The sequence below is a fragment of the Pedobacter sp. 05L430 genome, from assembly GCF_056397585.1.
The window spans coordinates 1-10,321 of record NZ_JBFTNT010000193.1; the positions used below are offsets into that span (position 1 = coordinate 1).

17 protein-coding genes are annotated in these 10,321 nt (G+C 40.3%); 10 read left to right on the forward strand and 7 right to left on the reverse strand.

Annotated features, from left to right (window positions below; genetic code table 11):
* The first annotated feature begins 67 nt into the window (after nt 1–67).
* On the forward strand, nt 68–256 hold the full coding sequence (locus tag AC1DG9_RS19385; RefSeq protein ID WP_337716561.1) for a hypothetical protein: 189 nt from the start codon (nt 68–70) through the stop codon (nt 254–256).
* A 156-nt stretch (nt 257–412) separates the two neighbouring features.
* Here AC1DG9_RS19385 and AC1DG9_RS19390 read toward each other — a convergent pair whose 3' ends face one another.
* The 6 genes from AC1DG9_RS19390 to AC1DG9_RS19415 all read right to left on the reverse strand — a co-directional run bounded on the left by AC1DG9_RS19390 (nt 413) and on the right by AC1DG9_RS19415 (nt 4,614).
* Nucleotides 413–1,489 (reverse strand): serine hydrolase domain-containing protein, encoded by a 1,077-nt coding sequence (locus AC1DG9_RS19390; protein ID WP_172659784.1) that lies wholly within the window; start codon nt 1,487–1,489, stop codon nt 413–415.
* A gap of 97 nt (nt 1,490–1,586) precedes the next feature.
* Entirely contained in the window at nt 1,587–2,435 is an 849-nt protein-coding gene (locus AC1DG9_RS19395; RefSeq protein WP_288878995.1) for an alpha/beta fold hydrolase, read from the reverse strand.
* On the reverse strand, nt 2,432–3,322 hold the full coding sequence (locus tag AC1DG9_RS19400; protein WP_477635067.1) for an aldo/keto reductase: 891 nt from the start codon (nt 3,320–3,322) through the stop codon (nt 2,432–2,434). The genes AC1DG9_RS19395 and AC1DG9_RS19400 overlap by 4 nt, the downstream gene beginning before the upstream one ends.
* 79 nt (nt 3,323–3,401) lie before the next feature.
* Nucleotides 3,402–3,971: a Crp/Fnr family transcriptional regulator gene (locus AC1DG9_RS19405; protein WP_288878996.1), complete on the reverse strand. Its 570-nt coding sequence runs from the start codon at nt 3,969–3,971 to the stop codon at nt 3,402–3,404.
* A 141-nt stretch (nt 3,972–4,112) separates the two neighbouring features.
* Complete coding sequence (locus AC1DG9_RS19410; RefSeq protein ID WP_430709565.1) at nt 4,113–4,334, reverse strand: putative toxin-antitoxin system toxin component, PIN family; 222 nt, start codon at nt 4,332–4,334, stop codon at nt 4,113–4,115.
* 76 nt (nt 4,335–4,410) lie between these two features.
* Entirely contained in the window at nt 4,411–4,614 is a 204-nt protein-coding gene (locus AC1DG9_RS19415) for a hypothetical protein (protein ID WP_216854316.1), read from the reverse strand.
* 413 nt (nt 4,615–5,027) lie between these two features.
* Here AC1DG9_RS19415 and AC1DG9_RS19420 point away from each other — a divergent pair, with 413 nt between their 5' ends.
* The 3 genes from AC1DG9_RS19420 (at nt 5,028) to AC1DG9_RS19430 (ending at nt 6,148) form a co-directional block, all read left to right on the forward strand.
* Complete coding sequence (locus AC1DG9_RS19420; RefSeq protein ID WP_337716563.1) at nt 5,028–5,162, forward strand: hypothetical protein; 135 nt, start codon at nt 5,028–5,030, stop codon at nt 5,160–5,162.
* Nucleotides 5,163–5,259: 97 nt separating this feature from the next.
* On the forward strand, nt 5,260–5,607 hold the full coding sequence (locus AC1DG9_RS19425) for a hypothetical protein (protein ID WP_172659789.1): 348 nt from the start codon (nt 5,260–5,262) through the stop codon (nt 5,605–5,607).
* A 118-nt stretch (nt 5,608–5,725) separates the two neighbouring features.
* The gene (locus AC1DG9_RS19430) at nt 5,726–6,148 is read left to right on the forward strand and encodes a DUF1016 N-terminal domain-containing protein (RefSeq protein WP_172659790.1); all 423 of its coding nucleotides are present in this window, start codon (nt 5,726–5,728) and stop codon (nt 6,146–6,148) included.
* Here AC1DG9_RS19430 and AC1DG9_RS19435 read toward each other — a convergent pair.
* Complete coding sequence (locus AC1DG9_RS19435; RefSeq protein ID WP_172659791.1) at nt 6,123–6,383, reverse strand: hypothetical protein; 261 nt, start codon at nt 6,381–6,383, stop codon at nt 6,123–6,125. The genes AC1DG9_RS19430 and AC1DG9_RS19435 overlap by 26 nt on opposite strands.
* Before the next feature lie 322 nt (nt 6,384–6,705).
* Between AC1DG9_RS19435 and AC1DG9_RS19440 the strand changes: the two genes are divergently transcribed.
* From AC1DG9_RS19440 to AC1DG9_RS19465, 6 genes are all read left to right on the forward strand, one after another.
* A complete protein-coding gene (locus AC1DG9_RS19440; RefSeq protein ID WP_477635068.1) occupies nt 6,706–7,239 on the forward strand; it encodes a YceI family protein in 534 nt (177 codons plus the stop codon).
* An 11-nt stretch (nt 7,240–7,250) separates the two neighbouring features.
* Complete coding sequence (locus AC1DG9_RS19445; protein ID WP_172659793.1) at nt 7,251–7,469, forward strand: tautomerase family protein; 219 nt, start codon at nt 7,251–7,253, stop codon at nt 7,467–7,469.
* A gap of 4 nt (nt 7,470–7,473) precedes the next feature.
* Nucleotides 7,474–8,208: an SDR family NAD(P)-dependent oxidoreductase gene (locus AC1DG9_RS19450; RefSeq protein ID WP_288879000.1), complete on the forward strand. Its 735-nt coding sequence runs from the start codon at nt 7,474–7,476 to the stop codon at nt 8,206–8,208.
* 24 nt (nt 8,209–8,232) lie between these two features.
* Nucleotides 8,233–8,613: a nuclear transport factor 2 family protein gene (locus AC1DG9_RS19455; RefSeq protein WP_172659795.1), complete on the forward strand. Its 381-nt coding sequence runs from the start codon at nt 8,233–8,235 to the stop codon at nt 8,611–8,613.
* A gap of 44 nt (nt 8,614–8,657) precedes the next feature.
* A complete protein-coding gene (locus AC1DG9_RS19460; RefSeq protein ID WP_172659796.1) occupies nt 8,658–9,236 on the forward strand; it encodes a Crp/Fnr family transcriptional regulator in 579 nt (192 codons plus the stop codon).
* Between the two features lie 11 nt (nt 9,237–9,247).
* Nucleotides 9,248–10,321, forward strand: a 1,074-nt coding sequence (locus tag AC1DG9_RS19465) for an NAD(P)H-dependent flavin oxidoreductase (protein ID WP_477635069.1), incomplete at its 3' end; no start/stop codon positions are given.

Genomic DNA, 10,321 nt, shown 5'->3' on the forward strand with positions numbered 1-10,321 from the left:
ATGGGTCATTAGCCCTAATTTCTATTTGAGTTCCTGATGAAAGGGAGGCAGAAGTCTAAATCGAGACATGAGTCCAAACTCTGACGAAAGGATAGTTTACTTCTGCTTCCTTCTCATTCTAAAAATAATCAAAACAAATCTAAAGGACGATGGGAGAACCGAGCTCTTCAGCGCAGCTAAATCTCTTGGTTATGAAGCGGTAGCAAGTGATTTGCATGAGCAAGAGATCCCTCGGTTCCCCGGGATGACGGGTTAGGGTTGCTGGCACCAGGCAAATCCTTGCGATAATTTGATTGCAGGGATTTTTATTTTTTACTAAGGGCAACTTGCTCAAACGGGATCCTGAAACAAGTTCAGGATGACGACCGATCAGGAGGGGATGACGAGCGATCGGGTAGTGATGATGACGTGGCTATTCCATAATTTTATCTGCAAGTTTTGCTGCAAAATCATCCATATTGACTGTTCCGGTATTGCTTAGAATGATGATTGTTGAGTCATCTTCCAGGATATGAAAAAGCATTGCCTGAGCACCCATAATGCTGCCCGGTCTTTTAATAATGGTATACATCTTATTGTTGATCTTATAATCAAGATAGACCCATACACCCAGGCCATACTCGCCCAGGCCGGAGCTGAACATCTGTTTCAATGTTTCAGGTTTCAGGAGCTTTCCACCGAACAAAGCATTTGAAAACTTAAGGATATCATCCACTGTGGAGTACATTGCTCCGGAAGCATACCAGTTTTCGATATACGCGGGAAGGTCTGGTACCAGTTTTTTGATGTCATTCCTATAGAAATAAGTATTTGCCAGACCGTTTATAATTGTGTTCTGAGTCAGCATTCCGGAATTGGTTAAGCTTAGTGGAACCAGTATTTTTTCCCGTAAAACTTTCTCAAAACTTTTGCCACTCAACTTCTCGATGATTTTTCCCAGGATAATAAAATCAGCATTGTTGTAGTCAAATTCTTTGCCCGGTTCTTTTACCAGTTCCATACTGCAAAATTTCTCGAGCATCTGGTCGGAGGTATTTGGTAACTGATATTGAGGGAGCCCGTTCTTTAGTACTCCCTCGAGCGATGACCCGTTTTCATCCATATTACGCATGCCCGATGTCATGTTGAGTAGTTGCCTTATGGTTACTTTGTTTCCGCCGGCGCCTTTGTATTCAGGTAGATATGTGATGATCGGCTTTTCTAGGTCTATGTTTCCCTGCTCTACCAGTTGCAAAATGAGTACGGAGGTGAAAGCCTTTGTGATTGAAGCGACTTTATATCTGGTTTCAGGTTTATTCAGAATGTTTAAGGAAAAGTCGGCCAGACCAAAACTTTTTTTATATACGGGATGCGATTTTTTGGCAATCAGAATTGTTCCGTTGAAGTTGCTCTTTTTAACATAGGCATCGATAAAAGCCGCAGTCTTGTCGGGTTGTGCGAAAGCGATTGCGACTGTGAAGAGCAATAAGATGGTGAATGGTCCTCTCATGGTGTAAGTATTTGTATAATAGGACCTAATGAGAGAGAGAATGGTTGCATAAGAGGATTGATCACATCCCAAGCGCTCCAAAATACCTAAAGATTTCTTATTTATCGAGAAAGCTTTCCATCATTGGAATAACATAGTCTTCTTCTTTGGAATTGGATTTTAGGGTTGTTATTTCACCGATGTACTCACCATGTACGCCTGGTATTATGGCTAGTTTTGAGTCGGCAATCTGTCTGCTCATTTCTATAGCGTGCTCGGGTTTTATAACATCTTTATCGCCTATTATGATTAGCGTTTTGGCTTTAATGGATTTGATCTGTTCGTCTGGTATGTCTTTAAAATTTACCATGCGCTTTGCGTCTCTGTCGTGCATTATTTGAAGGCCTTTTGGATCAGGTGTTACAGCCAGATAAGCATCTTTTAGCTCCTGGGGCATATTTGTTAAGTTCGCTTGTTTCATGAAATCCCAAAATTGTGGAGGCATTCCATTTCGTTTAGAAAGTGCAGAGCCGAGAACGATTTTATCTACAATTTGAGGGTGGCGAATGGCTATTTGTATAGTGGTTGTGCCTCCGTTACTGAAACCAAAGAAGTCGGCCTTGTCAATTTTCAAATTCTTTAAAAGGGTTGCAACGTCGTCTGCGTCTTGTTCAAAGGTTGCATCTTTACCTCTGTCACTGGTTCTTCCGTGAGCCTGCAGTTCAACAGCAATAATCTTTCTGTGTTTAGCAAGCATCGGAATAACTCTTCCAAATGTTGTTTGAATGGTAGAGCCGCCACCGTGAAGTAAAACAAGGGGTTTGCCGTCTCCATAAATTTCGTAGTACATTTTAATCCCGTTGACTTCTGAGTAGCCGTGAGTTTTGGTTTGTTCCGGGCGGTTTGTATTGTTACAGGATGATAGTATCAGAGCTGTTAAAACAAGATGTGCGATTGTTCTTTTCATTGAGCGTCATCAGTTAGCAAAAGGTTTGCGCTACCAATATTTTCTATGAGGCGGGTTAATTTTGTTGTGCCGGGTATGGGAACGATCCAGGGTTTTTGAGCCAAGAGCCAGGCTAATGCTATTTGTGCAGATGTAGCGTTGTTGTCTTTTGCAATAGAAATAAGTAAATCGACTAATGCCTGATTGGCTTCTCTGTTTTCTTTGCTGAAGCGAGGTGCCATGCTTCTGCCGTCGGTTTTATCAAATTCTGTGTCGGGGTTTATTGTGCCGGTAAGAAATCCTTTGCCCAATGGACTGAACGGTACAAAGCCAATACCCAATTCTTCTAAAGTTGGTATTATTTCTTTTTCGGGGTCGCGGTAAAACATGGAATATTCGCTTTGCAATGCTGTAACAGGCTGAACTGCGTGTGCTTTACGGATTGTTTCTGCATTTGCCTCGGATAAACCGAAGTGCTTTACTTTACCTTCCTGGATTAAGTCTTTTACTGTGCCTGCAACCTCTTCAATAGGTACATTGGGATCAACTCTGTGTTGGTAGAACAGATCAATATAATCGGTTTTGAACCGCTGCAAAGAGGCTTCGGCAACGGCTCTAATGTTTTCAGGGCGACTGTCCATTCCCAACATTGTTTTACCTTCCCTGAAGCCAAATTTTGTTGCAATGACTACTTGCTTGCGAAACGAAGAAAGGGCCTGACCCAGTAATTCTTCATTGTCGCCATAAGCTTGGGCTGTATCAAAAAAAGTAATGCCTTCTTCAAATGCGGAACGTAATAATTTAACGACTTCGCCTTTTCCAGGTGCATCGGGAAAGCTTAATCCCATACAGCCAAAACCTAATGCAGATACTTCTAATCCGCTATTTCCTAATTTTCTTGTTTTCATTTTTTATTGCTTTTGAAACTACTGTAGCAAAGTTGGTTCAATAAAAAATGGAATCATTTGCCATTTGGCAAAAAGTGATTTAGCGAATGTTTTTTCTTATTCTGCTCAATGAAGATTGGGTGATGCCCAGATAAGAAGCCACATATGATAGTGGTATACGATTTACCAAGGTTGGGAATTTTTCGAGAAATTCAAGGTAGCGTGTGGCGGCATCCTGCGAGACCAACTGACTTCTTCTTTCTAATTTTTTTCTCAGATATGTTGCCGTTATTTTTTGAATGATGCTATCCCAACCAGCAATGGTTTCGGAAATTTCTTTCCAGTCCTTTTTTGAAAATACAACGAGTTTGGTGTCGGTAACGGCTTGTAAATATTCGGAAGGGGTATAGCTTGTTTCCCCGTCATGGCCGTCCAGAATCAAATGGTTTTCTTCGATAAAGTAGCGAGTATGTTCTTCGCCTTCATTGTTATAATAGAAAACCCGAAGAATGCCGTGCGTAATAAAGCCAATCTTTGTTACCACTTTTCCTGCTTCCCAGAAATGTTCGTCTTTATGAAGTGTTACTTCATACGCTTTGCTTGAAATAAAGTCAATTTGTTGAGTGGTCAAATTGCCGAATTGTAAAACGTATGGTATAAAGCTTTTCATAGGGTAAAGATAAGTTTTTATTAACCTAGGGGAGATGATTAGCTTTTTACGAAATCGCTTATCGTCAGGGTTGTAGTTTTATTATACTTTTCTAGAACCAATAAATCATCATCTCCGGTTAATAATATGTCTGCTTTACCATCATGAGCAAGAGATAATAAAAAAATTGTCTTTTGTATCTCTGCATACTTCCACTTTTGCGGTCACCTCAACAAAGTCGGCATATTCCTGGATGGTCTCTAAGAGTTCCTCAACATCAGAAGCAGGAAAGAAACGGCGAAATTTAGGTCTGCGAGTTACTTCAAGAAATTCTTCCAATAATTCAGCACTAAAAACCAAAACACATTTCTTTGAAAAAAGAATATCGTCGAGTTTTGATTAGTTTTTAGAAATTAAAAAACTAATCCAAAGATTAGTATCTAAGATAACCCGTTGTGGTTTACTTTTCATATCGCTTTGCTCTCACCAACTCGACCTCTTTGGTAATTTCGTCAAGTGAAGGTGCCGATTTAGCTTTGGAACGCAGCTTTTTCAGAATATGAGCAAAACCACTTTTCGACGGACTTTGAACAGAAATAAGATTTAGGTCAGCAAGGTCTTTAATTAATTTTGCTGCCTTCGGATTTAGTATATCAATTGTCATGGTACTCATAGTTCAAAAACAAACATTCTTTACACAAAAGCCAAACCAATTTAATCTACCACTAAATATGGTGACGCCCAATTGGCCAGACACTGTCTGGCCAATTGGGGTAAAACTGATACGGTCGCCGAGATAACGGACTATGAGGTGTTTATTACGAATAACATCTTTTAGTGGCCTACTTTTACATCGTTTAATGGCCTAATTCGTTATGCTGAATTTATTTCAGCATCCCGCATATGCTATTCAAAACCTGCTCAAATGAGATCCTGAAATAAATTTGCTTCGCAGCTTCTTCGAGGTCAGGATGACGAGCGACTGGGAGTTGTTCGAGATGACGGGGAGTAGAGAATTATGCGAGTTCAAGAGATCTCTCTCTGCGTTCCTTAAAAAGAGTAGCTCATTGTGGTTTTGTGGAATGCTTACAAGGAGATTTTGTACAGACCATTGAGGGGAATACAAATGTAGAGGGCAGCAGAGAGGGTGATGGTGTTTACAGGCAATTAAGGCATAAAAGAACGATTGCCAAGTACGCTGATGGGCTGTAGTACAGGTTAGTGGATGCTAAAAAAATGTTTTTTTGGTAATTTAATTTTGAAATATTACTAAAAATATTAGTAAATTTGTCTATTCAATTTTACTGATATGGGCAACAGACCTCAACGAGAACATAAACCGTTATTTGAATATTCAGCTAAATATGAGCAAACGGTTAGAACAATAGATTTGATCAGAAAAATATTTAATAATGCGCTTAAGCAAAGGCTATGGGTGTTTGAGCCATCGGTGAAAAGATGGTTCAGTCCTGAGGAGTTCATGGAAATGTATGAGCGGTATGACAACCTGGATCCGAAATGGATTGCAAAGATTGAAGTGCGTGATCCGATGGAGGGGTTGGAAGCTGCGGATACACAGGTTGAGAGTATACTTGCCAGAAAGGCTATATTGACAAAGAAGATTATAGATTACGAAAGGTCTAAGCAGAAAAAATAGCAGAAAAGAAAAGTATTTTAAGCTGCATAGAATGGGAGTAAGTTTTAATGGCGGGATTACATTTGCTTTTGAGGAGTAAAAAAGTATAGCTTTGACTATACACTTTTTACACTTACATATGAATTTTGATTTTCATGTTCAACAGATTGAAAGTACACACACACTCTTAAACCAAGCTGCAGTTAAAGCTGTAAATATTCATTTGACGCTACGCAACTGGCTTATTGGGTTTTACATCGTTGAATTTGAACAAAAGGGAGAAAATCGATTGGAATATGGAGCTAAGTTGCTTCATCGCTTGTCTGCCAATCTAAACCAAAAGAAGCTTTTGAATATTAATGAACGAGAGCTACGACGATTCAGATCATTTTATCAAATCTATGCTAGTTTAGGGGATATTTTTTCGAAAGAAGCAATTCGGGGGACATGCTTAAAGGAAAACGATATTCCCTTTAAGCAGTTGCCAGATTATCAGGATACAGGAACAGCTCAGGAAAGAGTAAAAGTGATTTTACCTAATAAACCGACTTCCAGATCTTAAATGTGTTCTGATGGTTCCCGTCTATTTGCCTGATGACAAGGCAAAGGTGTTCTTCTCTCTGAGGGAAATATTTGTCAATGATTTGCTGAGTTTGCTGAATTAATTGTCCGAGGTGCTGTTCAAAATCAATGTTTTTAACATCTAAAATAACCTGATTCATTCTTGCTGAAATTGTGCATTCGAAGGTAAATTCTCTTTTGAGCGCTTTTACTACTTTTGACCTCAGTTTTTTCATTGAATTCTGATTTTGGGTTATTAAAAAGGGTTTCCCCATTAATTATTATCAGTCTAAACGTTAGCTGCCTGTAATAATTGTGCAGGAAAATGTCATTATTTTATTCTCCCGTTTTTATTTGGCAACATTCTAAATTAGCAAAAATAGTATAAGCGCCAACCTTTTCTGTATTGTTTTATTGTAACAAATTTGGGTGAAACCCAGAGTCACTTTGAGAGTGATCTGGATCACATAAAACAAGCTTCATTTTAATGGTGATGTAGGTCACACAACTTCTGGGCAAATCCTTCACAACTTTGATGTACAATTAAAAACAAAAGTTATGAAAACTCAAAAATTTGAAATCTTAGCTGCCCAAAGTAATATTGATTGGGTAGGCAAAAAAGTAACCGGCGCACACAATGGTACCATTGGTATTAAAGAAGGTGAAATTATTCTGAACAATGGTAAACTGGAGGGTGGTAAATTCATTATCGATACCGCATCTATCAAAATACTGGATGTTACTGACCCCGGAACGAATGCACAATTTGCCGGGCACCTGGCTTCTGATGATTTCTTTGCAATTGAAAAATATCCTGAAGCAACATTGGAAATTACTTCAGTTTCGGGTAACGATGTTGAAGCTGACCTGACCATTAAAGGTATTACGCACCCGATTAATTTTGATGCAGCGATAGCGGTAAATGGCGACAATTTAAGCGCTACCACCAAGCTGTTAGTTGACCGTAYCAAATACGAAATGAAGTTCCGCTCTGGTAATTTCTTTCAGAATTTGGGAGATACCCTGATCTACAATGATTTTGAATTGTCCATTGATGTAACCGCTAAAGCTGTACAACCAGTGTTAGCTTAAATTATACAGCCATGCCATACATTAAAATTGAACTAACCCGCGAAGGGGTTAGTCGCGAACAAAAACAAGCCCTGATTAAAGGGGTTACAAATCTGATGACTGACGTATTGAATAAAGACCCTCAGCTGACTCATGTGGTGATTCAGGAAATAGAACTTGATGATTGGGGTTTTGCAGGTGAACAGGTATCTGTATTAAGGGAAAAAGGTATTACAGCCGATAAGAAATAAGGAAATGAAAAAGCAAACTATAATAGTTACCGGTGCCTCATCTGGAATCGGTAAGGAAATAGCCCGTCACTTTTTAGAAAATGGCGATAGTGTAGTGATCAATTCATCGACCCCAGAAAAACTGGAGCTGGTTTATCAGGAGCTTGGCGGTGGTGATAACCTGGCCATGGTAGCTGGTAATGTAAAAGATAAAAGTACCGGAGATCAGCTTTTGGCAATAGCGCTTGAGAAATTTGGTGCTGTAGATGTGCTGGTAAACAATGCCGGTATTTATGAGACCAAACCATTTCTGGAAGTGGATGAGGCTTATCTGGACCGTTTTTTAAATACCAATCTGAAGGGTACTTTTTTTACTACGCAGGCGATTATTCCACAAATGTTGAAACAGCAGGGCGGTGTAGTGATCAATATTGGTACCCCGCTGGTAAACCATGCGCTTGGTGGCGGCCCATCAACCGCACCAATGACTTCTAAAGGGGGAATACATGCGCTTACCCTGCAGCTTGCCGCTGAATTTGGTAAACATAACATCAGGGTGAATACCGTTGCCCCGGGCGTGATCCGTACACCTATGCATGGTGATGATGCTGATCAAAGTGCGGGATTGCATTTGCTTAACCGTGTTGGTGAGGTGGATGACATTGCACAAATGGTATATTTAGTTGCCAGAAGCAATTTTATAACTGGCGCGATCATCAATGTGGATGGTGGTATGGCTGCGGGGCATCACCTGAATTAATAGAACCTTTAAAAACTAAAGAAAATGAAAACTACTAAAGAAGATTCACTGGCAATAACCCAGGCACTGGAAGATTATTATTTTAAAGGTATTTATGAAGGTGATACTGATAAGCTGCGGAAGGTTTTAAATCCGGGTACTTTATTATTTGCCGATATAAAAGGGCAGCCTTATTTTAAAAAGCTTGAGGAGTACCTTGATGGGGTGGCCAACAGGCAAAGTCCGAAAGACTCTGGTAAGCCTTTTAAAGGAACGGTGATATCGGTAGAGGTGATCAATACGATTGCTGTGGCCAAGGTGCATGTTAAAATGTACGAGTTCAATTACGATGAGCTACTATCGTTTCATAAGATTGATAACCGCTGGATGCTGGTTAACAAAATGTTTACAGACGTAAGCGAATAGATTTAAATCTTTAACTTTAAAGGGTACAATGAAACATAGCTGATATGCCATCAGAAGCTAAAGAAATCTTAAAAGCCCATATCGATAAATCGGTTGTTCTTAGTGATGAACAGTTTGATTATTTCTTCTCTCATTTTAAAATACTGAGTTTTAAAAAAGGACAAGCCATTATTATGGAGGGCGATGTGGTAGATTGTGAATACTTCGTGATTTCGGGTTGTTTAAAAGCTTTCTTTATCAATGATGACTTGAAAATGTTTATCCTGCAATTTGCCATGCCTACCTGGTGGGCTTCTGATTATAACGCATTATACAACCATACCAAGGCCACCGTGAATGTGGACTGTATTAGCGATGCGGAAGTGCTTTGCCTGAGTAACAGTGACCGGGAAAAGCTGTGTAATGAGATTCATAAGGTAGAGCATTTTTTTAGGTGGCGGACTAACAGGGGCTATGTGGCGGTTCAGAAAAGGTTGTTGTCTTTTATGAATAATGATGTAAGATATAGGTATGAGGAGCTTTTAAAGCTGTATCCGGAGCTTTATAATATGGTCCCTAAGAAGCTGATAGCCGCTTATTTGGGTGTTTCGAGAGAGACACTGAGCCGGTTGTATAATGATTAATAAATTTTAAGATGATGTGGTACGAAACAAGAGCATCGAAAATACTGGGGATTGATTATCCCATTTTACAAGGGCCATTTGGAGGGAATCTTTCTTCTGTAGCGTTGGTGTCAACTGTGTCTAACGCTGGTGGACTAGGAGGCTATGGGGCTTATACATTGAGTCCGCAGGAAATTATTGAGGTAGACCAGCAAATTAAGGCTGCAACGAATAAGCCTTACAATATTAATTTATGGGTTTCTGATACAGACGCCGTGGACGGTACTGTGTCTGATGAGCAGTTTAAACAGGCTCAGACTTTGTTTAAGCCTTATTTTGATGAAGTAGGCATTGCTTTGCCCGAGAAGCCTGCGCCATTTAAATCGCGTTTTGAAAACCAGTTGGAAGTGATTTTGCATCAGAAGCCGCCTGTATTTAGTTTTATGTTTGGTTTGCTGGACGAGGATGTTTTGGAGCAGTGCAGAAGGCTTGGGATTGTTACGGTCGGGGCTGCTACTATTTTGGATGAGGCTATAGCTTTGGAGGCAACTGGGGTTGACCTGATCATTGCCTCTGGTTTTGAGGCGGGCGGGCATCGTCCTTCTTTTTTGGCTTCGGCTGAATCGTCTGTGACTGGAACGTTTGTGTTGCTTCAATTGATTAAAGAAAAGGTGAAAACTCCGGTTATTGCTGCGGGTGGTATTGCTAATGGAAGGGGTGTTGCTGCGGCGCTGGGGCTTGGTGCTGATGCGGCCCAGATTGGCACTGCTTTTCTGGCCACAGAGGAGTCGAATGCTACAGCCGTTCATCGAGAAATGTTGTTTTCGGATAATGCTAAGTATACTACTTTATCAAGGGCTTATACCGGAAGGCTTGGCAGGGGAATAACCAGCAGGCTTGCAAAGGATATGATCCATAAAGAACATGGATTTTTGCCGTTTCCGCTACAGACGCAGTTCATGTCGCACTTAAGAAAAGGTGCGATAGAGCAAGAGAAATGGGATTTGATTTTGTTCTGGGGCGGGCAGATAGCGCCCATATTGAAACACCGGAAAGCAGGGGTGCTAATGCAGTCTATACTGGAGGAGACTACGGCGTATTTTGAT

Excerpts from the sequence above, each read along its gene's own strand:
- AC1DG9_RS19415 (WP_216854316.1), bottom strand. The coding sequence starts at position 4,614 with ATGACAATTGATATACTAAATCCGAAGGCAGCAAAATTAATTAAAGAC.
- AC1DG9_RS19405 (WP_288878996.1), bottom strand. The coding sequence starts at position 3,971 with ATGAAAAGCTTTATACCATACGTTTTACAATTCGGCAATTTGACCACT.
- AC1DG9_RS19460 (WP_172659796.1), top strand. The coding sequence starts at position 8,658 with ATGCCATCAGAAGCTAAAGAAATCTTAAAAGCCCATATCGATAAATCG.
- AC1DG9_RS19395 (WP_288878995.1), bottom strand. The coding sequence starts at position 2,435 with ATGAAAAGAACAATCGCACATCTTGTTTTAACAGCTCTGATACTATCA.
- AC1DG9_RS19445 (WP_172659793.1), top strand. The coding sequence starts at position 7,251 with ATGCCATACATTAAAATTGAACTAACCCGCGAAGGGGTTAGTCGCGAA.
- AC1DG9_RS19425 (WP_172659789.1), top strand. The coding sequence starts at position 5,260 with ATGGGCAACAGACCTCAACGAGAACATAAACCGTTATTTGAATATTCA.
- AC1DG9_RS19430 (WP_172659790.1), top strand. The coding sequence starts at position 5,726 with ATGAATTTTGATTTTCATGTTCAACAGATTGAAAGTACACACACACTC.
- AC1DG9_RS19450 (WP_288879000.1), top strand. The coding sequence starts at position 7,474 with ATGAAAAAGCAAACTATAATAGTTACCGGTGCCTCATCTGGAATCGGT.
- AC1DG9_RS19400 (WP_477635067.1), bottom strand. The coding sequence starts at position 3,322 with ATGAAAACAAGAAAATTAGGAAATAGCGGATTAGAAGTATCTGCATTA.
- AC1DG9_RS19435 (WP_172659791.1), bottom strand. The coding sequence starts at position 6,383 with ATGAAAAAACTGAGGTCAAAAGTAGTAAAAGCGCTCAAAAGAGAATTT.
- AC1DG9_RS19455 (WP_172659795.1), top strand. The coding sequence starts at position 8,233 with ATGAAAACTACTAAAGAAGATTCACTGGCAATAACCCAGGCACTGGAA.
- AC1DG9_RS19390 (WP_172659784.1), bottom strand. The coding sequence starts at position 1,489 with ATGAGAGGACCATTCACCATCTTATTGCTCTTCACAGTCGCAATCGCT.
- AC1DG9_RS19385 (WP_337716561.1), top strand. The coding sequence starts at position 68 with ATGAGTCCAAACTCTGACGAAAGGATAGTTTACTTCTGCTTCCTTCTC.